Source organism: Rhodoluna sp. (assembly GCF_044232805.1).
Classification (GTDB): domain Bacteria; phylum Actinomycetota; class Actinomycetes; order Actinomycetales; family Microbacteriaceae; genus Rhodoluna.
Window position 1 is genome coordinate 1 of the sequence record NZ_JBIILG010000010.1, and the last position, 23,097, is coordinate 23,097.

Annotated in this window: 20 protein-coding genes and 1 tRNA gene; 3 read left to right on the plus strand and 18 right to left on the minus strand. The window is 48.9% G+C overall.

Going from position 1 to position 23,097, the window contains the following annotated elements; genetic code table 11:
• The 9 genes from AC9UES_RS02740 to AC9UES_RS02780 all read right to left on the minus strand — a co-directional run.
• The coding region (locus tag AC9UES_RS02740; protein ID WP_509526605.1) for a GTP-binding protein at window positions 1–298 on the minus strand (298 nt) is incomplete at its 3' end.
• A 62-nt stretch (window positions 299–360) separates the two neighbouring features.
• Complete coding sequence (gene rpsG / locus AC9UES_RS02745) at window positions 361–831, minus strand: 30S ribosomal protein S7 (protein ID WP_509526607.1); 471 nt, start codon at window positions 829–831, stop codon at window positions 361–363.
• A complete protein-coding gene (gene rpsL / locus AC9UES_RS02750) occupies window positions 831–1,202 on the minus strand; it encodes a 30S ribosomal protein S12 (protein WP_509523122.1) in 372 nt (123 codons plus the stop codon). The genes rpsG and rpsL overlap by 1 nt, the downstream gene beginning before the upstream one ends.
• 155 nt (window positions 1,203–1,357) lie before the next feature.
• Window positions 1,358–5,560, minus strand: coding sequence for a DNA-directed RNA polymerase subunit beta' (rpoC, locus tag AC9UES_RS02755; protein WP_509526609.1), 4,203 nt, complete (start codon window positions 5,558–5,560; stop codon window positions 1,358–1,360).
• A gap of 20 nt (window positions 5,561–5,580) precedes the next feature.
• Window positions 5,581–9,186 carry a DNA-directed RNA polymerase subunit beta gene (gene rpoB / locus AC9UES_RS02760; RefSeq protein ID WP_509526611.1) on the minus strand — a complete coding sequence of 1,202 codons (3,606 nt, stop codon included), beginning with the start codon at window positions 9,184–9,186 and terminating at the stop codon, window positions 5,581–5,583.
• A gap of 209 nt (window positions 9,187–9,395) precedes the next feature.
• Window positions 9,396–9,962 (minus strand): uridine kinase family protein, encoded by a 567-nt coding sequence (locus AC9UES_RS02765; protein ID WP_509526613.1) that lies wholly within the window; start codon window positions 9,960–9,962, stop codon window positions 9,396–9,398.
• A 166-nt stretch (window positions 9,963–10,128) separates the two neighbouring features.
• The gene (locus AC9UES_RS02770; RefSeq protein ID WP_509526615.1) at window positions 10,129–10,494 is read right to left on the minus strand and encodes a hypothetical protein; all 366 of its coding nucleotides are present in this window, start codon (window positions 10,492–10,494) and stop codon (window positions 10,129–10,131) included.
• A gap of 25 nt (window positions 10,495–10,519) precedes the next feature.
• Window positions 10,520–10,609 (minus strand) — tRNA-Ser (locus tag AC9UES_RS02775).
• A gap of 17 nt (window positions 10,610–10,626) precedes the next feature.
• Window positions 10,627–11,076 (minus strand): nucleoside deaminase, encoded by a 450-nt coding sequence (locus AC9UES_RS02780; RefSeq protein ID WP_509526617.1) that lies wholly within the window; start codon window positions 11,074–11,076, stop codon window positions 10,627–10,629.
• Between the two features lie 81 nt (window positions 11,077–11,157).
• Between AC9UES_RS02780 and upp the strand changes: the two genes are divergently transcribed.
• Window positions 11,158–11,793, plus strand: a complete 636-nt coding sequence (gene upp / locus AC9UES_RS02785) for a uracil phosphoribosyltransferase (protein ID WP_509526619.1) — start codon at window positions 11,158–11,160, stop codon at window positions 11,791–11,793.
• A gap of 17 nt (window positions 11,794–11,810) precedes the next feature.
• Complete coding sequence (locus tag AC9UES_RS02790) at window positions 11,811–12,377, plus strand: nucleoside/nucleotide kinase family protein (RefSeq protein ID WP_509526621.1); 567 nt, start codon at window positions 11,811–11,813, stop codon at window positions 12,375–12,377.
• Between the two features lie 4 nt (window positions 12,378–12,381).
• On the opposite strand, the gene AC9UES_RS02795 is transcribed toward AC9UES_RS02790, so the two are convergent.
• The 9 genes from AC9UES_RS02795 to AC9UES_RS02835 form a co-directional block, all read right to left on the minus strand.
• Window positions 12,382–13,011, minus strand: a complete 630-nt coding sequence (locus AC9UES_RS02795; protein WP_509526623.1) for a DedA family protein — start codon at window positions 13,009–13,011, stop codon at window positions 12,382–12,384.
• 9 nt (window positions 13,012–13,020) lie between these two features.
• The gene (locus tag AC9UES_RS02800; protein ID WP_509526625.1) at window positions 13,021–13,593 is read right to left on the minus strand and encodes a nitroreductase family protein; all 573 of its coding nucleotides are present in this window, start codon (window positions 13,591–13,593) and stop codon (window positions 13,021–13,023) included.
• A gap of 53 nt (window positions 13,594–13,646) precedes the next feature.
• Window positions 13,647–14,723: a threonine aldolase family protein gene (locus AC9UES_RS02805; RefSeq protein WP_509526627.1), complete on the minus strand. Its 1,077-nt coding sequence runs from the start codon at window positions 14,721–14,723 to the stop codon at window positions 13,647–13,649.
• A 20-nt stretch (window positions 14,724–14,743) separates the two neighbouring features.
• Window positions 14,744–15,208, minus strand: a complete 465-nt coding sequence (locus tag AC9UES_RS02810; RefSeq protein ID WP_509526629.1) for an Lrp/AsnC family transcriptional regulator — start codon at window positions 15,206–15,208, stop codon at window positions 14,744–14,746.
• A 14-nt stretch (window positions 15,209–15,222) separates the two neighbouring features.
• Window positions 15,223–17,316 (minus strand): DUF6421 family protein, encoded by a 2,094-nt coding sequence (locus AC9UES_RS02815; protein WP_509526631.1) that lies wholly within the window; start codon window positions 17,314–17,316, stop codon window positions 15,223–15,225.
• A 113-nt stretch (window positions 17,317–17,429) separates the two neighbouring features.
• On the minus strand, window positions 17,430–18,320 hold the full coding sequence (locus tag AC9UES_RS02820; RefSeq protein WP_509526633.1) for a DMT family transporter: 891 nt from the start codon (window positions 18,318–18,320) through the stop codon (window positions 17,430–17,432).
• A 21-nt stretch (window positions 18,321–18,341) separates the two neighbouring features.
• Window positions 18,342–19,100 carry an amino acid ABC transporter ATP-binding protein gene (locus tag AC9UES_RS02825; protein ID WP_509526635.1) on the minus strand — a complete coding sequence of 253 codons (759 nt, stop codon included), beginning with the start codon at window positions 19,098–19,100 and terminating at the stop codon, window positions 18,342–18,344.
• Window positions 19,097–19,951 (minus strand): amino acid ABC transporter permease, encoded by an 855-nt coding sequence (locus tag AC9UES_RS02830; protein WP_509526637.1) that lies wholly within the window; start codon window positions 19,949–19,951, stop codon window positions 19,097–19,099. The genes AC9UES_RS02825 and AC9UES_RS02830 overlap by 4 nt, the downstream gene beginning before the upstream one ends.
• Window positions 19,952–20,005: 54 nt before the next feature.
• Window positions 20,006–20,851, minus strand: coding sequence for an ABC transporter substrate-binding protein (locus AC9UES_RS02835; RefSeq protein WP_509526639.1), 846 nt, complete (start codon window positions 20,849–20,851; stop codon window positions 20,006–20,008).
• Between the two features lie 563 nt (window positions 20,852–21,414).
• Here AC9UES_RS02835 and AC9UES_RS02840 point away from each other — a divergent pair.
• On the plus strand, window positions 21,415–23,025 hold the full coding sequence (locus AC9UES_RS02840; protein WP_509526641.1) for a hypothetical protein: 1,611 nt from the start codon (window positions 21,415–21,417) through the stop codon (window positions 23,023–23,025).
• Window positions 23,026–23,097: the final 72 nt, after the last annotated feature.

Consider the following 23,097-nt stretch of genomic DNA (forward strand, 5'->3'; position numbering starts at 1 on the left):
CTCGAAGTGAACGCTCCACCTCAACGGTGAAGTCAACGTGGCCCGGGGTGTCAATGATGTTGATCTGGTTGTCGTTCCAGAAACAGGTTGTTGCAGCAGAGGTAATGGTGATGCCTCGCTCTTGCTCCTGCTCCATCCAGTCCATGGTCGCTGCACCATCGTGCACCTCACCAATTTTGTGAGTGATACCGGTGTAGTACAAGATGCGCTCAGTAGTCGTGGTTTTACCCGCGTCAATGTGAGCCATGATGCCGATGTTTCGAACCTTGCTCAGGTCGGTAAGCACGTCTTGTGCCACGGTTATCCTCCGAATTAGTTAGTGCAGCGCAGAATTATTTCTGCGCCAGTTTGCTGTAGTTTCTACCAGCGGTAGTGCGCGAACGCCTTGTTGGACTCTGCCATCTTGTGAGTGTCTTCGCGACGCTTCACAGCAGCTCCCAAACCATTAGATGCATCCAAGATCTCGTTCATTAGACGCTCGGTCATGGTCTTCTCGCGTCTTGCCTTGGCGTAAGTTACCAACCAGCGCATAGCCAAAGTGTTGGCACGGTGTGCCTTTACTTCGATTGGAACCTGGTAGGTAGATCCACCAACACGACGTGAGCGAACCTCAACGGTTGGACGCACGTTATCTAGAGCTTTTTTCAAAAGTGAAACAGCTTCGGTGCCACTCTTGGTCTTGGCTCCATCCAAAGCACCGTATACAATTGACTCCGCGATGGACTTTTTGCCATCAAGCAAAATCTTGTTTACAAGCTGAGAAACAACTGGAGAACCATAAACAGGATCTGCAACTACTGGCTTCTTGGTAACTGGACCTTTACGAGGCATTACTTGCCTCGCTTAGCGCCGTAGTGGCTTCTTGCTTGCTGGCGGCCCTTAACGGACTGAGTGTCTAGTGCTCCGCGAACAATCTTGTAGCGAACACCAGGAAGATCCTTAACACGACCACCGCGAACTAGCACCATGGAGTGCTCCTGCAGGTTGTGACCTTCACCCGGGATGTAGGCAGTTACTTCAATTCCGTTGGAGAGCTTCACACGAGCTACCTTACGTAGTGCCGAGTTTGGCTTTTTAGGTGTGGTTGTGTAAACACGAGTACACACACCGCGTCGCTGTGGGCTGGCCTTAAGAGCTGGCGTCTTGGTCTTTGAGGCCTTCGACGTACGTCCCTTACGGACCAACTGCTGAATTGTTGGCACTACATTTCTCCTTTAAGGTTTTTCCGCGGTCAAATACCGAGAAAAAAGTTTCTTTAGTTTGCTGCCAGCCAAATTATTGGCTGTTTTGGCAAGACAATGCGTCCCGTAGGACGCTTTGCCCAGCCTAGCTGATTAGGCTCCAAGCGGTCAAATGGTTATTCGACCGGCTCGGAGCTTGCCTCAACTGATTCTTCGTCCATCGAGAAGCTCAGCGCTGCCGCTGGCGATACCTCTTCGACTAGGGCTTCTTGACCCCAGATGCGGTTCGGGTAGCGATCTTCCTTGGCCTTTTCGGTTCCGTCTACCGAGATGTTGCGGTAGCCAGGTAGTCCGGTTCCAGCGGGAATTAGCTTTCCAATGATGACGTTTTCCTTTAGTCCTAGTAGCGGATCGCTTCTTCGATCCAGCGCCGCCTGGGTTAGCACCCTGGTGGTCTCCTGGAAGGAGGCGGCCGATAGCCATGACTGAGCAGCCAAGGATGCACGGGTCATACCCATTACTTCCTGACGAGCAGATGCAGGCTTCTTACCCTCAGAAACCGCCTGGCGGTTAATGCGGGTGAAGCGGTTACGGTCGATGATCTCACCTGGAAGCATTTCGGTGTCTCCAGAGTCGATAACGGTAACCTTGCCAAGCATCTGGCGAACGATAACCTCAAGGTGCTTGTCGTGCAGTGGCACACCCTGTGAACCATAGATCGCCTGAACACCACGGATGATTTCGGCAGCAGCTTCGCGGCTTCCCTTAACCATCAATACCTCGTGAGGAATTGGAGTTCCATCAACTAGGTAGTCTCCAGCCTTTACGGCATCGCCCTTTTCGATCAGTAGATCATCAGGTGAGCTCACCGAAGTAATAGGTGTGTATGGAGATAGCTTCTTGAAGGTCTTCGACGTGGTTCTGGAGAAGGAGTACTGAAGCGCAAGAGCTTCGGCTTCCTTCTCAGCAGCTTCACCTGTTGGACGAACGTAAACGTCATACTTCTTCGCTCCAGTTGCGCTAGCAACCTCAACGATGTCAACAGTTCCTGGCCAGAATGCCATTACGGCAACCTTTCCAGCCTGACGCCATCCAACACGAGCTTCTAGCAAGTCAGTCACACCATTTAGACCCTGGGTGATGTCGTAGGAAATCAATCGCTCAACGCGAACCTTACGACCACCAATGGACTTCAAAATAGTCTGCTTCTTCGCGCTCGATGCAGCACCACCGGTGTGGAAGGTACGCATTGTTAGCTGAGTACCAGGCTCACCAATTGACTGAGCGGCAATAATTCCAATTGCCTCTCCAAGCTCAACTGGGTCTCCGGTAGCCAAAGAGTTTCCGTAACACTTGGCACAAACACCGTGGACTGATTCACAAGTTAGAACCGAACGAACGGCAACGGATTCTAGACCTGCCTCTTTCATAATCGCTACTAGCTTGGAGTCAATTGCAGTGCCAGCCTTGGCAATTGTCTTGCCGTCAGCCTTGATGTCAACAGCTGCACAACGAGCCAAGATCGATAGTTCTACTTGGTCATCATCGAGTAGGTCCTTGTCTAGACCCTTGGTTGTGCCACAATCTGGTTCGCGAACGATAACGTCCTGAGCCACGTCCACTAGACGACGGGTTAGGTAACCCGCAGCAGCAGTTTTCATGGCGGTGTCAGCGTTACCCTTACGTGCACCAGTTGCGTTAATGAAGTACTCATTCGCAGTTAGTCCAAGCAGGTAGTTTCCCTTGACCGGCATAGGTGCGAAGTCACCAGATGAAGTTGCAACCGGTCCACGCATTCCCATGATCGAACGAATCTGTAGAAGGTTTCCACGAGCACCAGAGGTAACCATCTTGTAAATGGCGTTGTCCTTTGGAAGTGACTCTTCTAGCAAGGTACCGATTTCGTTAGTTCTCTTGAACCACAAAGCACCTAGCTCGTCACGACGCTCCAAGTCACTCTTTAGACCGTTGTCGAATGCCTCTTGAATCTTGGTGTGTTCTTTCTCACCATCAAGCAGGATCTTCGCGCGGGCCTTGTCAAAGTTTCCGGAGGTGTCGAAGTTTGCATCTGAGATGGACATCGAAACACCAGAACGAGTAGCCCAGTAGAAACCAACATCCTTGATGCGGTCTAGTGACTGGGCAACCTCAACACGGCTAACGGTGTCAACAAGGTCAGTCACAATGCGACCGATTTCCTTCTTGCCAACGCGTAGCTCCTGGTAAGGGAACTCAACTGGAAGAGTTTCGTTGAACAGCGCACGACCCAAGGTGGTTTCGCGAATTACTGGCTCACCCTTTAGAGGCAAACGAATCTTGATCTTGGCGTTTAGGTCCAAGAATCCAGCGTCGAATGCAAGCTGAGCTTCAGAGATTGATCCGTAAGCCGAACCTTCTCCCTTGACTGCTTCTTTCAAAGTGGTCATGTGGAATAGACCAATGATCATGTCCTGGGTTGGTGTTGCCACCGGACGACCATCAGAAGGCTTCAAGATGTTGTTTGATGCAAGCATCAAAACACGAGCTTCAGCCTGTGCCTCAACGGAAAGTGGAAGATGGACAGCCATCTGGTCACCATCGAAGTCAGCGTTGAAAGCTGCACAAACTAGCGGGTGAAGCTGGATGGCCTTACCTTCTACTAGCAGTGGCTCGAAGGCCTGGATACCTAGACGGTGAAGGGTCGGTGCACGGTTTAGTAGAACCGGACGCTCCTTGATTACCTCTTCTAGAACACCCCAAACCTGTGGGCGAGATCTTTCAACCATGCGCTTTGCAGACTTGATGTTCTGGGCAAGACCCAAATCAACCAGTCTCTTCATTACATATGGCTTGAATAGCTCTAGAGCCATGAGCTTTGGAAGTCCTGTCTGGTGCAACTTCAGCTGAGGACCGACAACAATTACGGAACGACCTGAGTAGTCAACACGCTTACCCAGAAGGTTCTGACGGAAACGACCCTGCTTACCCTTTAGAAGATCTGAAAGAGACTTCAGCGCACGGTTTCCAGTTCCGGTAACTGCGCGTCCACGACGACCGTTGTCGAATAGCGCGTCAACGGCTTCTTGAAGCATGCGCTTTTCGTTGTTCAAGATGGTCTTTGGAACAGCGCCTAGGTCGACGAATCTCTTTAGACGGTTGTTACGGTTGATCACCCTGCGGTATAGATCATTCAGGTCAGAGGTCGCAAAGCGTCCACCATCTAGCTGAACCATCGGACGAATTTCTGGAGGTAGCACAGGCAGAACATCCAAAACCATTGAGGTTGGAGGAGTGTTTGACTGCATGAAGCTGTTTACAACCTTTAGGCGCTTAATAGCCTGTGTCTGCTTTGAACCCTTGGTGGTTGCAATCTGCTCACGAAGCTCCAAAGCACAACCTGCTAGGTCGAACTCGGAAAGCACGCGCTGCACAGCCTCGGCACCAATAGAAGTGTCGAAGAACTCTCCATATGAGTAGTCGAAGTGATCAAAGATCACGTCGTTCTGGATTAGGTCTCCAGCCTTTACGGTCAGATACATCCTCCAAGCAAGCTGCTCTTTTTGAAGGTTTGCAGGACGCTCAACACGAGCAAACTCACGAACGATCTTGTCGGTCTTCTTCTTGAACTCAGAAATAAGCTGCTTGATCTGCTTTTCTTCAGCTGCTGGACGAACAACCGGTGAAACCTCTTCGTCGTCTGCTGCTTCTGCTTCAGCAAGAGCTTTCTTGTTCCAGAAACCTTCAGGGTTCTTTTCTTCCTGATTAATTAGCTGCTCAAGGCTCTTTGCGAACTGTGCGTCAACCCAGGTTGGGGTTTCCCACAACTTGATTGCGTGCTGCAGAGAAAGACCCATGCCAGTAAGAGCGTCGTACTCCCCCTGGGCAACAGACAGCATTTCCTGCAATCTCTCGTCAGAGATGGTGCGCATTCTTGCAACGTAGTCTTCTTTTGTAAGACCAGCGTCAAGGGTTTTGTCCTCGTGGTGAATGGACATGATTCTGTAGGCAGCGAAGTAAATGATCTTCTCTAGATCCTTCGGTGCCATGTTCAGTAGGTAACCCAGTCTTGAAGGAACACCCTTGAAGTACCAGATGTGAGTAACCGGGGCAGCAAGTTCGATGTGACCCATGCGCTCACGACGAACTGAAGACTTGGTTACCTCAACACCACAGCGCTCACAAACGATTCCCTTAAAGCGAACGCGCTTGTACTTACCGCAGGTGCACTCCCAGTCCTTGGTAGGACCAAAGATCTTCTCGCAGAACAGACCGTCCTTCTCAGGCTTGAGAGTTCGGTAGTTGATGGTCTCAGGCTTCTTAACCTCTCCATGAGACCAAGATCTGATGTCATCAGCGTTTGCTAGTCCCACTCTGAGGGCGTCGAATGATTCAACTTCCATGATTTTTTCCTAATCTCTCTCTAAAATCCGGTGTATTCGTTGTCTGCGGTTAGGTTCTCGTTGCGAGATAGGTTGATGCCCAGCTCTTCAGCTGCGCGATCAAACTCGAAGTCATCGTCCTTCATCTGAACTGCCTGACCTTCGGCGTTTAGAACCTCAACGTTTAGAGCAAGAGACTGCATCTCTTTTGCCAAAACGCGGAAGGACTCTGGAATACCAGGAGCTTGGATGTTGTCACCCTTCACGATCGCCTCGTAGGTGCGAACACGTCCGGTGATGTCATCTGACTTGATTGTGAGTAGCTCTTGAAGAGTGTGAGCTGCACCATATGCCTGCAGCGCCCAAACTTCCATCTCACCAAATCGCTGTCCACCGAACTGAGCCTTACCACCAAGTGGCTGCTGAGTAATCATGGAGTAAGGACCCGTAGAACGAGCGTGAATCTTGTCATCAACCAAGTGGTGAAGTTTCAACACGTACATGTATCCAACAGAAATTGGCTCTGGGAATGGCTCACCTGAACGGCCGTCAAACAAACGAGTCTTTCCGGTTTCGTTTACCAGTCTCTGACCATCCCTGTTAGGAAGAGTCGAGCCAAGCAATCCGATGATCTCGTCTTTAGAAGCACCGTCAAAGATTGGTGTTGCAACCTTGGTACCAGGCTTACCCTCGCGCATTTCTGCAACGATGGCGTCTGCCCACTTGGCAACTCCTTCAACTTTCCAACCCTGCTTGGCAATCCAACCAAGGTGAGTTTCTAGAACCTGACCGAAGTTCATTCGACCTGGGATACCCAGTGGGTTCAAGATGATGTCAACTGGTGTTCCATCATCCATGAACGGCATGTCTTCAACAGGAAGGATCTTAGAAATAACACCCTTGTTTCCGTGGCGACCAGCAAGCTTGTCACCCTCGGTGATCTTTCTGCGCTGCGCGATGTTAACAACAACTCTCTGGTTGATGCCAGCACCGAGCTCGTCGTCTCCAGCTTCGATGTCAAACACCTTTACTGCGATAACGGTTCCGCCTTCACCGTGAGGAACCTTCAAAGAAGTGTCACGAACTTCGCGGGACTTCTCGTTAAAGATCGCACGTAGCAAACGCTCTTCAGCTGAAAGCTCGGTTTCACCCTTAGGTGTTACCTTTCCAACCAAGATATCTCCCGGTCTTACCTCAGCACCGATGCGAATGATTCCATTCTCATCAAGCTGTGCAAGGGCTTCCATAGAAACGTTTGGAAGATCTGCGGTGATTTCTTCCTTACCCAACTTGGTGTCACGGGCGTCAACTTCGTACTCTTCGATGTGAATCGAAGACAAAGTGTCTTCCTTGACCAGGTTCTGGCTCAAGATAATGGCGTCCTCGAAGTTGTGACCTTCCCAAGGCATGAACGCTACAAGTAGGTTCTTTCCAAGAGCTAGCTCACCGTTATCGGTAGATGGACCATCGGCCAGTACTTCTCCGGCTTCGATCTTCTGACCAACCGAAACAAGTGGCTGCTGGTTGATGGCAGTTCCCTGGTTTGAGCGGTCAAACTTGCGAAGAAGGTATTCCTTCTTCCGGCCGTTTTCCTGCTTGATCACAATTACGTTGGCTGCAACTTCTTCAACAACACCGGCGGTCTCAGCAATAACCAAGGCTCCGGAGTCAAAAGCGGCGGTTCTTTCCATACCGGTTCCAACAAATGGAGCCTCGGAGCGAACTAGTGGAACAGCCTGACGCTGCATGTTTGCACCCATAAGAGCACGTGACGAGTCATCGTGCTCAAGGAATGGAATCAACGAAGTTGAAACGGAAGCTAGCTGACGAGGAGATACGTCAACGAAGTCAACATCTTCCTTGTCAAACTCAACAACGTCTCCGCGGAATCTTGCGAATACCTTCTTGTTAGCAAATGTCTTGTCTGCGTTCAAAGGAGTGTCAGCACCAGCAATTGCCTTGCCGTCTTCGGCTGCTGCATCTAGGTACTCGATCTTTCCAGAAACCTTGCCGTTGGTTACCTTCAGGTAAGGAGTCTCGATGAAACCAAACGCGTTGATTCTTGCGTAGGCGGTCAAAGATCCGATCAGACCAATGTTCGGTCCTTCTGGGGTTTCAACCGGACACATTCTTCCGTAATGGGAAGGGTGAACATCTCGAACTTCCATCTGAGCGCGCTCACGAGCAATACCGCCTGGACCAAGTGCGGACAAGCGACGCTTGTGCGCAAGACCTGCAAGTGGGTTGTTCTGATCCATAAACTGCGATAGCTGGCTAGCGCCAAAGAATTCCTTGATTGCGCTAACTACTGGACGCAAGTTAATAAGTGTCTGAGGAGTAATCGCCTCGATGTCCTGGGTGGACATACGCTCGCGAACAACACGCTCCATACGAGATAGACCGATACGAACCTGGTTCTGGATTAGCTCTCCAACGGAACGAATTCTTCGGTTTGAGAAATCGTCGATGTCGTCAGCAGAAACGGCAATCTTTACAGCCTTGCCATTCATCTTTACTGGGAACTCGATACGGGCGTTCGAAGCAGAAGCCTGGTTCGCGATTGACTGGTCGAATAGCAACAGGTACTTCAAAGCACCAATTACGTCGCTTCTGGTCAAGGTGTTTACCTCTAGAGGCTCGTCGATACCTAGCTTGCGGTTTAGCTTGTGACGGCCAACCTTGGCAAGGTTGTATCTCTTGGACTCAAAGTAAGTTGAGTTAAGCCAGGCAGCAGCAACTTCAGAACCGGCAGCTTCGCTGCGGACTTTTCGGTAAAGCTCACGAAGAGCGTCTTCCTTGGTCAAGATTGGGTTAACAAAGACCTTTGATTCGTCATAAGCCAAGGTGTTTGCAATTAGGTCAACATCGTATTTCCAAGTTGGAGCAGCGCTTCCAACTGCCTTTTCGATGTCAGAAAACTCTGCAATGATTTCTTCTTTACTAAATCCAAGTGCTTTCAAGAAGATAGTTGCAGAAACTTTAGTTTTGCGGTCTACCTGGACCTGAACAATAGGCTGACCAAAACGAGCGATTGGCTTACGGTCATCTCTAACCCACTCGGTTAGAAACTCTAGGTAAGAACCACGGGAAGGAATGATCTGCGCTTTGTTGTTTCGAACGTCTAGGTTTCCAGTGGTGTTAGTTGAAACCGAGAAGTAAACACCAGGAGAACGAACAAGCTGAGAAACAACAACACGCTCAGTTCCGTTTATAACGAAAGTTCCCTTTTCGGTCATAACTGGGAAATCTCCCATGAAAACAGTCTGTGACTTAATTTCACCGGTTAGGTAGTTGGTGAATTCAGCTTTGATATAAAGAGGTTGGGTGTAGCTCTTACCCTTGGTCTTGCACTCGTCTGGAGTGTAAGCAGGGTCGTACAAAACTGGGTCACCAAAAACTAGACCCATCTTCGGGTCTTGTGATGAGTTTGCTGAGTCTTCGATCGGAGAGATCTCTTCGAATACTTCGTCAAGACCAGTCTTGGCCTTGTTGCCTTCTTTGGCTCTCCATGATGGTCCGCCAATAAGCCACTCGAAGCTTTCGGTTTGCAAGGAGAGAAGATCTGGAAGATCAATCTGTTCTTGCACCTTCGCGAACGATGGTCGTGATGCTAGACGGGTGTTTTTTGCATTTTTCGAAGCAGCCAAGGCGGTCCCTCCAAGGGCACATAAGTTAGAAAGCGGTCAGATTTGGGGCTGTCCCGAAACCGATTGTCGCCACAATATGCGAACAGGGCACGCCAAAATATGCGCACTGGTTTTTTTGGGTCAAGTTGAGAGTCTATAACGATTTGGCAAACTTGTAAACACCCAGTTTAAATACCCATGAATAGCGTTTTTGGGTGTATCCGCAGGGTTTAGCCCTCGGCCCGCTTCTCGCTCAGATAGTTCATGATTTCGGCAGTTGCGGGAAAGGGCTTCGTGCCGTCAAGAACCAAAGTGGCCGCAAGCTTGGGGTGCTGGGCAACAAAGTAGGTTTCTTCCCCTTCGAGCCACTTATCCAGCCAGGATTTGCCCTCGATCTCCAAACTAAAGGCCCTTGCCATGAGAGCGTCCTTGGGGGCATCAACAAAAATCGTGAAGTCGTAGGAGTCACGGAAACTTAGCTCCAGTGAGTAAACGCCTTCGATGATTACCTTTTGTCCAGCTGGGACGTTGAACTTCTGGGTCGATAGTGTGCGGGTTGCTTGGTCCATAACTCGGTAGTTGATGTCCCTATGGTCAAGAAGTGGCTCTGTTACCTCTTCAAAGAAGCGATCTAGATCATAGTTTTTGGCGATGACGCTAAGGCGGTACTTGCTTTCAGGAAGGAGAAAAGAATCCATGGAGATTACGGTTGCGCCAAGGTCAGTTGCAAGCTGGGCAGCAAGAGTGGACTTACCCCCACCTCCAGGGCCATCAATGGCGCAGGCCTTCCAGTGCACTAAAACCTCCTCGACTTTTCCATGCTAACTACACCCCCAAATGCGCCCTCTGAAAACAGGAGGGTAGCCACTTGTTTTTAGACCCAAATTCGTGTCATGTCCGAATAATTCTTCAAAATTGGTCCTACTGGCTATCGAAAGTTATTGAAAACTCATTGAAACCAAGTCAGGAGTTAGCTCTTCCAACGCGCTGCAAGTAGGCCAAGTAGCCAAACAGTGGGAAAGCAAGCGCGAGAGACCCAAGGTATACCCAGAGCAAAATCAGGTTCTCTGGACCCGACTCAAAACCACCGAAGTTTTCCTCAGGGACCAAGAATCTGATTGCCACCGCAATTGCCACAAACACAAAGAAGATACCCCAGAGAACATAGCTAGGTTGGGTCGGGCCATCCGATTCAGCCTTGCGAGCGCCAAAGTAAGCACCAAGAGCCGGCAAGAAAATAGCCGCTCCAAGCTGAGGCATAAACCAGAACAGGATGAAACCTAGTAGGGCAATGACCCCAAATACGGTCATGTGTTTTCTGTAATTCATCTGAAACCTCTCTAGTTATCTGCTGTGGCGGTGACGGTGGGATTTGAACCCACGGTGCGCTTTCACGCACACAACTTTTCGAGAGTTGCACCTTCGGCCGCTCGGACACGTCACCAGAACAAAGCTTAGTGTTTAGCGCCGTTTCTCAAAAAAGTCTTTTAGTACCTTGGAGCACTGATCTTGCATTACACCGGTGATTACTTCAACTGGTGAGCCGAGTCTAGAATCGCGCACCAGGTCATACCTAGATCCAGCTCCCCCAACCCGATCATCAAAAGCCCCAAAAACTACCCTTGGGATACGAGCTGCAACTATCGCTCCCGCACACATCACACATGGTTCCAGAGTGACAACCATGGTGAGTTCATCCAAGCGCCACTTCGAAGATGCTTTACCGGCTCTTTGAATAGCCAAGAGCTCAGCGTGAGCGGTTGGATCTCCAGTTGCCTCGCGCTCGTTGTGTGCAGAGGAAACTACGTTTCCATCGGGGTCAACTAACACAGCACCAACCGGCACATCTTGGCCAGATTGGTTGGCTTCGGCCAAAGCCATTGTCATGGCCGAATCCCAAGTGTTAGTCATTCCTTATTTACTCCCTTACTCCAAGTATTCCAACACTTTGGCTCATCTTGGCACCGGCTTGCACCCACTAGATTTATTTACATGCGCACCCACATAGCCAATCACCCGCTGGTGACCCACAAGCTCACGGTCCTTCGCGACAAGAACACTCCTTCGACTACCTTTAGACAGCTTGTTGAGGAATTAGTCACACTACTTACCTATGAGGCCACCAAGGACATAAAAGTTGAGGAGATTTCTATTGAGACCCCTCTTGTGAAGACAACAGGTGTTCGCCTAAGTACCCCACTGCCCTTGATTGTTCCAATCCTTCGAGCAGGCCTTGGAATGCTAGAGGGAATCCTAAAGTTACTTCCAACCGCCGAAGTTGGATTCCTTGGTATCAAGCGCAATGAGAAAACTCTCGAGCCTTTCACCTACGCCGAAAGACTCCCAGACGATCTAACCGGTCGCCAGGTATACATAATCGATCCGATGCTTGCTACCGGTGGCACCTTAATTGACTCCATCAAGTACGTTTTTGACCGCGGTGCTTCAGAGGTAATTGCAATTTGCCTAATCGGATCACCCGAAGGTCTCAAGGCTGTTGAGAAAGCGGTTGGCGACCAGAAGGTCACAATCGTGCTGGGTGCTCTAGACGAAAAACTAAACGAAATCGGATACATCGTTCCTGGTCTTGGCGATGCTGGAGACCGTCTATACGGTCTTGCTGACTAGCAAGCAATAGGTTTTTCTTGCCTTCCAACACTGCAATCATTCAAGAAATCACCGACAAGGTTCTTGAGCAGATTGATCTTGGAAACATCACACCGATTGTTCTAATTGATGGCCGATCCAACTCCGGCAAGTCAACCTTTGCAAAGTCTTTGCAAGAGAGCCTCTTCAAGCAAGGCGAGTCATTACCGAGGGTTATCCATATGGACGATCTTTACCCCGGTTGGGAAGGGCTGAGTCTTGGCGCGGATTACCTAAACCGATTCATTCTTGAACCACTTACAAAAAAACAAACAGCATCTTGGCAACAGTGGGATTGGGTGCAAAACCAACGCGGCGCGTGGATGGAATTTTCCGGAGGAACTCCATTGATTATTGAAGGGTGTGGGGCACTTGGTGATCGCGCCTCTTCCGTTGCCTTTTTGAGGATTTGGCTGGAGGCTAAAGAACCAGTTCGTCAGGCTCGTTGGCTAGAGCGAGAAGGAAATCTCGACAAGTTTGATATGTGGGCCGCGCAGGAACTTGATTTCTATGCTCGGGAAAAATCTGCTTCGTTGGCAGACCTAGTAATCGCAACCGACAACTAGACCCTTAAGCAGTGGCTTTAGATTTGTTGTTTTTGTACCAAGACCTGATTCCTGCAACAAGTGATGCCGCGATTACCAGCACGGCAAGGATGTAAGTGGCATCTTTGACGAAAGGAATGCTCGCTGCAAAGTAGCCGGCAAGAGATAGCCCCATTCCCCAGACCACTGCGCCAACTAGGTTGGCTGAGAAGAACTTGTAGTAATTCATTTTTCCAATTCCCGCAATTACTGGGATTAGAACTCTTGCCATTGGTATGAATCTTGCGATAACTACGGCCCACCAACCCCAGGCCTGGTAGAACTTCTCTGCATTACTGATGGCGCTTTGAATAATCGCACCTTGTCGTTTGTCTAGGTATGGCCTGCCAAAGTGTCGGCCAAGTGTGTAACCAACTTGGTCACCTAACCATGCAAAGATTCCTATGCCGATGCTGAGAGCCCAGATATTGATACTCTCTGGAAAACTAGCCGCAACCAAGCCTGCAGCAAAAACAAGTGAGTCACCTGTAATAAAAGGTATGAAGGCCCCAATTAGTAGTCCGGTTCCTGCAAAAACCAGAGCCCAAACAGCCGCAACAAAGAGAATCGGGCCAATCTGGTCATACCAGAGCGCTATTTGTTCGGTGATGGGCACGTATTAACTCTAAGGCTTGCCGTGCAGAACAATTTCCTCGAGAGACAGCCTGGTTCGAGGAGCAATCTCTCTTTCGTAAGCAGCTCCCTCAAATACATCCGGCGAGGTGATCTTGCCAATTGCTACAACTACCGCAACTTCGAATTCTGCAGGAATAGCAAGGCTTTCCTGGATAAGTTCCGGAACAATTCCAGCCATCTGGTGAGAATGAAGATCTAGTGACTGCGCCTGCACGGTCATAAGCGCAACGGCTAAGCCTGCGTCATAGAAATTCTTTGCACTTGATGTGCCATCTTCATTTTTCTTAATTGAAATCACGATCATGGCTGAAGCAGTAGGTGCCCAAGCCTGGTTAAAGCCACCAAGTCCCGCCGTCACCTTGTCGTGAACATCAGTTCCTCGAACCGCTACCGAGAATCTCCACGGCTGGCCATTACTTGCAGAAGGGGCCCAGCGTCCAGCTTCCAAAATAGAAAGCAGGTCCTGATCTGCAATTAGATAGTTAGCGTCATAGGCTCTAGGGCTCCAACGCTTGTCCAATAGGTCGGTCAGTGGCGCGGAAGTTTCAGGTTTTTTATTCATTTGATTCCCAACTAATAAAAACTGTTTATTGTTCCCTGTTTTAGCTATTTGGTTTAGCTAACTGCAGCATCAAGGGCAGCAAGTAGGCCATCGACGTCTGATTCTTGGGTATCCCAAGCGCACATCCAGCGAACCTGGCCCGTCGCTTGATTCCAAACATAGAATCGATAAGTTTCAAGTAATTTGTTGGTGATCTTTTCAGGCAGGATCGGGAAGACAGCGTTTGCTTCAGTTGGGTTCGGAATTGTGACAAGCGAGCTCTTCGACGCAATCGCAACAACTCCCTCGTAGAGCTTTTTAGCCATCTGGTTCGCGTGTTTTGCGTTGGCTAGAGCTAGAGCTGCTTTGTTACCAAATAGGGCATTTAGCTGAGCCGAGACAAAGCGCATTTTTGAAGGTAGTTGCATAGAGGTCTTTCGAAGAAATGGCATAGCTTCTGCAAGTTGCTTTCCTCGAGGAGTGCTTGAGTCAACAACAACCACAGCTTCTGCGCCAAGGCCGCCAATCTTGGTTCCGCCAACAGATACAAGATCTACCCCGACATCGGTGGTGAACTCTTTGAAAGACAACCCCAGCGCCGCGGCGGCATTTGAAATTCTCGCGCCATCTAGGTGAAGCAAAAGCCCATGCTTATGGGTAAGCTCGGCGATCTTTTTGATTTCTGCCGCTTTATACAAAGTACCAAGCTCTGTGGTTTGGGTTATCGAAACGACTCCAGGCTGGGCCCTGTGAACAACACCGATGTCAAAAATCTGTGACTCAATTAGCTCCGGAGTTAGTTTTCCATCAGGAGTTGGAACCGTCCAAAGTTTTAAACCAGCCATCTTTTCTGGAGCGCCACCCTCATCAACATTGATGTGAGCAGTGTCCGCGCAGATAACTGCTTCCCACCTTTGGATAGCTGCCTGCAACGCAACTACGTTTGCACCGGTGCCATTGAACAGTGGAAAGCCAACAGCCTTAGGGCCGAAGTTTTCGACCACGACTTTGTTGAACTTTTCTGTTTCGGTGTCGTCACCATAGGCAATCTCATGACCCTCATTGACTTGGGTCATCGCCTCAAATACTGCTGGGTGAACACCGGCATAGTTATCGCTAGCAAATCCGCGCCAGATTTTTCTTGTGGTCATCTTCTGTTTCGCTTCTTTCTCTAGCTATCGTTCTGGTCTGATTCTGGAATTGCCGGTGGTCTGTTCTCAAAGGCGGTTGATAAAACAACAGTAGTTTGGGTCGAGCAATTTGTCTGGGCTCTAATCTTGCCCAGAAGTGCTTCCAAGTCCGCAGGCTCAGACACGTTCACCTTGACTATATAGCTTTCTTCTCCAGCAACACTCCAACAACCCTCGATCTCCGAAATAGATTCCAGCTGAGCTGGAATTGAATCTGGGGCTGCAGGATCAATAGGTGTCAGTGAAACAAATGAGGTCAGACTCAACCCCACTTTGCGAAGATCCAATTTGGCCTGGTAGCCCAAGATCAGGCCCCGGGTTTCTAGGCGCTTTATTCTTTGGTGCAGCGTCGATGTCGGTAATCCAACCTTCGCAGCAAGATCTTGTAGGGAACGCTCAGAGTCCTCAGCTAAGAGAGTGAGAATTTTTCGGTCTATAGCTTCCATAAAAACTTGCCGCCTTAGGCAGTAACACCTTTTGTTGAGAGAATCACATCTTGTAAGTTGCGATTTAGAGTATCGAAGAAAACATTTAATGGGAACTCATCGTCTAATACTGCGTTCACCATTTCCTTCAGTTCGCCCTCAACCGGCAAAGAGTCCGCACCCTTGGCCCAGGTTGAAGCAGGGTGAGGCTGAACTAGATCGCTAACGAATTCGTAAGATGCCATCCACTGAGACACTCTGGATCTATCGATGCCATCGTGATACAAACTCTCAACTTCACCACACAGTGCAACAATCTGCTCGTTGACCTTGTCCCAGTCAAAGCTAAGTTTGTTGTCAGTCCACTTCAAGCCGCCGTGGCGGTGCAGGTAACTGAAAATTATCTGTCCACCAAGTCCGTCATAATTTCTAACTCTTGGACCAGTGATTGGAAAACGGAACAAACGATCAAACAAGATTGCATAGCGGATGTACTTTCCAAGTCTTTCGCCTTGCTCATCCAACACAAATGTCTCTCTGAACGTTGACAGGTCGCAGCGCAATTCCTCTAATGCATACATCCAAAAAGGCATGCGCTGCTTGATCATGAATGGATCAAATGGCAAATCACCCTTGGAGTGAGTGCGGTCGTGAATCAAGTCCCAAAGCACATAAGTTTCTTGTGCAAGATATTGATCGTTGACAACTCTTTCTGCATCCGGAGGAAGCGGTAGGAAAAGCAGCTGCTGCGCAGCTCTCGTGACCATGCGGAATCTGGCAGCCTCACGGTCGCAGAAGATTCCTCCCCAGTAGAACTTGGCTAGCTCTCTGGTAGCAACGGTCTCTGGAAAGAACACTGCCGAGAAGGTGTCGTAGCCAGAAGTAAAGGCCACGAATTCAATCGGGACAAAGGCGCTGTTTTGGTAAACCTGCTCCTTTTCTGCAAGCCAGTCAGGCCAGAAGGTGTTGGTGATAACCGCCTCAAGGTTTCGGTTCGGGTTACCGTTTTGGGTATACATAGCAAAAACGGCAAGGTTCTCAACGTTGTTCTCGCGCTTAAGATCCGGACGGAATAGCTCCAGAGAGTCATAGAAGTCAGGCACTTTGAAGCCACCATCAGCCCATGCCTGGATGTCTTTTCTGACCTGAGTAAGGTAATCAATCTGGTGCTCAAATCTCGGAGTTAGCTCCGTAATTGCTTCCAACACAAGAGCGATCTGCTTGTTGGCTTCGACTAGATTGTGTGCAGTTGAATCTATTGACCCGTCCTTGATTTGCATCGGCTTTATGGTCTCCACTGCGGCAGCAAGTTTTAGCCAGCTTGGGTCGCTTGCGGCCCAGGATGGGTCTTTTCTAGTTTGCGCTAGCGCGGCAGCTTTTCCACCGGAGACCCAGGATGCGATGTTGATCCAAAAGTTTTTGTTATCTAATTCATCGATTGAGTCATCACCGAAAATGTCGCTGTCGGCAAGAACAACTACTCGCCCCTTTCCAAACTTAGTTGCTGCAACTAGAGCTGCCTCTGAAGGTGTCGCAGAAATTGAGCTGGTTGCAATCACGTGAGCATCCGAACCAGCTTTGATTTCTAAAACTCCGGAGCGATAGAAAGCGGTCTGCTCTACTTTGAAACCAAGATCAAATTCAAATGATTTCTTCAGATCAGCAAGCACCCAGGTTGCAACACCTTTGAAGTTGTGTTCAGAATCCTGAACAGTTGCGTTTGCAATCTTGATACCGAACTGCTCAGTGAGCTCCGAAAAATTGTTTCCGTACTTTGGCTGTTCAGATTCTCCTAGAACCACAAGTCCACCACCGGCTGATACGAAGTCTTTAACGGCTGAGATCTCATCGGAGGTTAATTTCGGTGAACCCTCACCTAAGGTTTTCTCCCAATCATCATCGGATGCGTGTGGGATAACTAATACATCAACTCCGCTCAAAGACTCTTTGGTGAAAGTTCCTGTTTGGTGTGAGCGAACTCCAAACCCCGATGCTTCAGCTGAGAGCACTAACTTTGAGTACCCAGAATCTTGAGGGTTGCCAGGGTTTAGCTCTTTGGCCTTCTCGGCATCAATGCTCCAAGCTTGACGGTGAGACTGGTCGATAAGAATTTGGGTCGTTTTTTGCATTCCTGGGGCTTTCTATGAATAAATTCCTGCTTTGAATCAAAATACCAGAATTTTTACTCAAATGGACTGGGATTTATGTCAAATAGACCGAAAACAAAGGATTTAACCGCCGATTAGCTGGCTGTGGGCTGTTTAGCCACGTATTTTTGACCAGCCAGCCAGCTTCCAACCAATACCAGAGGAAGCCCAATCAGAAGGCCTGGAGTAATTGGCTCACTCAGGAATACAACTCCTAGTAGCAGCGCCACCAAGGTATTGATGTAAACAATAAGTGTGGCTCTCGGGGCACCTATTTCTTTAATCAATGCAAAGAAGAGCACAAAAGCCAGGGCGGAACAAATGGCACCCAAGCCCAGAAGCGCCAACCAGGATTCAAAGCTTGGCGTATTGGCTATTTCCAGCGGCAACTGGGTAATTGCCGGAACTAAATAGGCAATAGCTACGAAAACCATAGACAGGCTTATAACTCCCGTGGTCGGCACAAACCCAATCTTGTAAGAAATAACAGCAGGTGCAATTGCGTAGCCAATGGATCCAAGGATTACAGCCCCAACCCAGATTGGATCCACAATTCCCTGGAATGAGTCGATACCGACCAGAGCAACAACTCCAGCGAATCCAACAACCATGCCAATTAAAGTCTTGGGGTTTCTGATCGACTTGTCACCTAGGAGGCTGGCTACAACAACCCCAAACATAGGAACTGTTGCAATCAGTAAGGCGGTAAGGCCAGAGGAGATGTGTCTACCGGCTTCAGTGATTAGCCACCAAGGAATAACCATTTCCATAACCGCGAAGAATAGAACCCATTGCCAGTGCTTGAGCGCAATCTTTAGAGCACCAGAGTTCAAGGCCAGTGGAACCATAATGGCCGCGCCAATTAGTACACGGATGAAGATGATTGAGTAGCTCGAAAAATCCTCAAGCGCTATTTGAATAAAGAAGTACGGGAGTCCCCAGGCTAACCCGGTCCCCAAAAACAACAAGAGGGCTTTGCGGGACATGCAATAAGCCTAGCTGTTTGATTACTGTTCGGAGCGCTTGATCATTCGCGTTAGGAACTCTTTAGTCCTTGGCTGCTTTGGGTTGTCAAAGAAATCTTTAGCTCCGCCCTGTTCAAGAATTTTTCCCTTTTCCAAGAAAATTACCCAGTCGGCAACTTCTCTTGCAAACGAGAGCTCGTGGGTGGCCATCAGGATGGTGGTTCCAGATGCCTTGAGGTCCTTAATCAATGAGAGCACTTCTCCAACCAGTTCTGGGTCTAGCGCGCTTGTTACCTCATCGAGCAGCAAAACCTTGGGCTCCATGGCAATTGCTCGAACAATTGCGGTGCGCTGTTGCTGTCCCCCGGAAAGTTTGTCTGGATAAGAATCGGCTTTATCGGCTAGGCCAATTCTCTCTAGCCAAGTAAGGGCTTTCTGCCTAGCTTCTACCTTTGACATCTTTTTGACATGTATCAAAGCCAAAGTAATGTTTTCCAAAATTGAAAGATGCCCAAACAAGTTGAAGGACTGAAAAACTAGTCCAATTTGTTCGCGAACTTTGTCTTGGTCAACATCGGGCTCGGAGATCTCAACGCCTTCTAGGAAGATCTGTCCATCGAGAATATCTTCCAGTAAATTCACACAGCGCAACACCGTTGACTTTCCAGACCCCGACGAGCCAATAACGGCAACAATCTGGCCTGGAAATACCTCAAGGTCCACCCCATCAAGAACCACCTTGGTGTCATAGTTCTTTTTGAGGTTGACTACCTTCAGACGTGGTTTAGTCCAATCGATCACAGTGCATTACCTGCCTGTTCACGTTCGGAATACTTTCTTTGAATTCGATCAGCTAGCCTCACGGTTGGAATTGCCAGCAAGACAAACAGTAAGCCGGCAACAACATACGGAGTAAAGTTGGCAAACTTTGCAACTTCAATTTGAGCACCACGAACGGCGTCAATTGCACCAAGCACGGAGATCAATCCAACGTCTTTTTGCAAGGCAACAAAGTCATTCATCAGTGGTGGGACGACTTTGCGAATAGCCTGCGGCAAAATAACTAACCTCATCGACTTTGGATAGCTAAGGCCAAGTGATCTTGCTGCCATGCGCTGCGATGGGTGAACGGCTTCGATACCGGCTCTGAAAACTTCGGACACGTAGGCGCTATATGTGAGTGTCAGTGCGATGATGCCGAGAACCTCAGAAGGAATCCGCCCAAGAAATTCCAACCTAAGCCCTGGAATTCCAAAGCCGACTAGGTACAAAACAATAATCAGTGGCAGGCCTCTGAATAGATCTACATACCCTTGGGCCAGAACTCTCAGTGGGAAAAACACTGGATTCTTGAGCGTTCTAAAGATTGCCAACAAGAGACCAAAAACCAACACCAAGATTGCCGCAGCCACTAGAACTCGAAGATTGAGCATCAGCCCATCAAAAACTCTTGGGAAGGCAGCAACCGCTACATCCCAATCGAAAAAGAAACCTTGGACTCTTTCCCAACCCGGTGTTGCCAAAAGCCCAAACCAAACCAGAGCTGCAAACGCCAGAGTCGAAAGAAGTGAAACCGCTATGGATTTCTGCTTGCGCTTGGCTCGCCAAACCCGGCGGCGGCGTTCCGCCTCTGATGGGTTCGAATCTGACATAGCTCCCCTATTAGAAAAGGGGGTGGTTTCCCACCCCCTTAACAATTTACTGCCTTACTTTAGAACTGGCGCACTGGTGTCAGTTAGCCACTTCTTCTCTATCTCTGCAAGTGTTCCGTTGTCGCGCAGTGCCTTGATGGCTGCGTTAACAGCTGCAGTTAGTGCTGAGCCCTTGTCTAGTACTAGACCAAAGCTGTCTCCACCTTCAGCGCCAGTAATCTGTCCAAGAATCTTTCCATCGGTTAGATCACAGCAGGTTAGGTACAGTGCGGTTGGAAGGTCAACTACAAGTGCGTCAAGCTGTCCGCTCTGAAGCGCTGCCTTGGCGTCGTCGTTGGAGTTGAATGCCTGAGCTCCAGCGGTTGGAGTAATGAATTCCTCAATCGCTGTGAAGCTGGTGGTAGCTGAAGCTGCACCAACAAGTAGGTCCTTTAGCTCTGCAAGTGAGGTGGCGTTCTCAGCGGCTGATCCAGCAACTGTGATAACTGTCTGTGTAGTTGTGTAGTAAGGGTCTGAGAAGTCAACGTTCGCCTTGCGCTCTTCAGTAATGGTGTACTGCTGCAAGTTGAAGTCAAAGTTCTTAGCTCCTGGAGCAATTGCCTCGTCGAATGTGGTGCGAACCCATACAACGTCCTCAGCTGCGAAGCCAAGCTCGGCTGCGATTGCGTAAGCAACTGCTGCCTCGAAGCCCTCGCCTGATTCAGGTGCATCTCCAACTACCCATGGCTCATAGGCTGGTAGGCCAGTTCCGATGGTTAGCTTTCCTGGTGTGATGGTGGTGATTGCTGATTCATCTGTTGCTGCGGTGTCTGCAGGTGCGCAACCAGTTAGGGCAAATGCCACAATGGCTGCTGCTGCAATTCCCGCCCTTATGCGGGATAGTGTGCTTTTTCTTGACATGGTTTGTATCTCTTTCTGTTTTTGCCGGAGGCCGACTTAGTTGGATATGAAGGTATTTACTTGATTTGTTGTGTTTGAAATTTGCGGAGCTTTACCCCCGCGGCTTAGTTCACCGTTGAAAAAACGCAGAAACCAAGCGTCTAGAGCATTCGCTCCATAGACGCCATTGACATACCCATTGCACAAACGAAAGATAGCGAAGGACGCAATTCTGTCATCTCGGGTACCTCTCTAGTTTGGTTAGTAATGAAAATCATAGTGGCATATTTCTTGGTCTACAAAATCCATTGCCGGGTCAGTTTGGCCTGCAATCAAGGCAGGAAAGGTGCCCTTTTGGGCGGCCTAGGGCGAATAAACGAGTTCCCTGACTGGCTGATCAGGACACGAGTTCACGAGAATCTAAACCCAGACCCCTGATTTCAGTGCTCATGCCGAATTGAGCAAAATTGTTGAGGATGTTATCCACTGGATAAAGGCTGCTTCTAAAGCGAGACTAGTCTGATTGGGAACACACAAAGACTATTTTCAGCTGCTTCAAGAAGAGATATTTCGGAGTTACGAACATGATTAGGTGGTTTAGTAAAGCTCCACGAGAAGCCACGCTTCTTCTTCCTTCGCTGGTGATTGCCGCTGTAATGCAAGTCTTTTTTGCAACTGGATATCCTCTAAATGCTGGAAGATCTGACAACACTTTTTACCTAGAAATGATTTTAAGTGGCTCATCAAATCTGATTTTGGCCCCAGGCTACAGTTTTGTTTTGAACAGAATTGTTATGCGAACAGCGGGAGTTCCAATACCTGAGGCATTCAGTGACATTGAATGGCTGCAAAGCGTCCAATGGGCACAGAACATCCTTCACTTGATTCTTTTTCTTATGGCTGTGTTCTTGTTGTGGCGCCTGACAAACGCAGTCGCAGCGTCTGTTTTTGTCCTTGGAAATTCCCTTTACGTTGGTTTCTGGGGCGGTCTGAATTCTGCTTCTCCCGAGTGGCTCCAAGGTGACCTTCTAATCCTCTCGTTGCTTCTAGCAGCCACCGCGGCCAGGCAGAGAACCGTACCCAGGGTCATTGTCTTATCGTCGATCACGGGATTAGTTTTTTCACTGGCCTATTTGGTGAAATTTAATTCCCTAGTTGTAATTATTGGCTTGATTACGATATTTGTGTTTAGTGGCCTGACTTTCAAAAGGATTGCTTTGGGGTTAACTGCGGCAACAATTAGCGCTCTTGCCTTTGTTTCTTTTTTTGCGAGCTCTTATCACGAGCCAAGAACAGGCACCGCAACTCTGAATTACGACAGCGCATGGATTCTCACGTCGTCGATGGATCACTACTACCTGAAAAAAGATAACGAGGATCTCGGTATAGAGGCTCTTCGCTGGAAGGCACTTATTCAGCAATTACCTACCGGTGAAGCGTTTGCCTACCGAACAATCGATAACAGTGCCGACGCCACAACTAAAAAACAAAGTATTTCGTTATGGAATGAAATCATGGCTATGGATCGAGATCAACTTATTGAAGTTACAAATGCTGGAAAGCTCCCACCGGGGTATAGCCACTTCAGTCAGCCAACCCCAATCTATTGGAACGTTGGACTTGCCGAAGGCGAGAAGCAAGGCCGAGCTGTGTATCTTGAATACCTCCGAAGTAATCCGGGCCACGTTTTCAACAAGGTAAGTTTCGGAGTATTGCATGATTGGGGTGTTTACCAGGATGGCTTCTTGCCTGTTGAGCAAGACCCAAAAAGCCTTGTTTTTACCAACGAAGGCCCGAATGCAAGCAACGATTTAACTTACGCCTTTGCGAATGGTTCGGTACTACCATTTCAAAGTTACTGGAGCCCATCAAGGTCCATCGATAAGTTTGCTTTTGATATAGCTTCGAACCTCGAAAAAATCCGTGTTACCGTTTGGGTTGAGTACCTCCTGACGCTACTAGTTCTCCCTGCCTGGTTTGTCTTGAGACGATCTGGACTTTCGCTTCTGTTGGTTTCTGCAGTGCTAAGCCAAGCTGCGTTTATGGGAGCTTCGTGGATGCTGGTCGGAATGAGAGACAAAGAAGAAGTTTCGATTCTTCCCATAACCGTGCTTGCTTACTCGTTGGTAATTTATGCAATGGCTAAGTACCTCAAGGAACTATTCGTTAGGGAACGAAACCGATTGATTAAGTGAGCACTTTTAGTCTTCGGGGATCATGTTTAGCCAAACTAGGCCAGCCGTATGGGCCTTATTGAAGATAGGCTT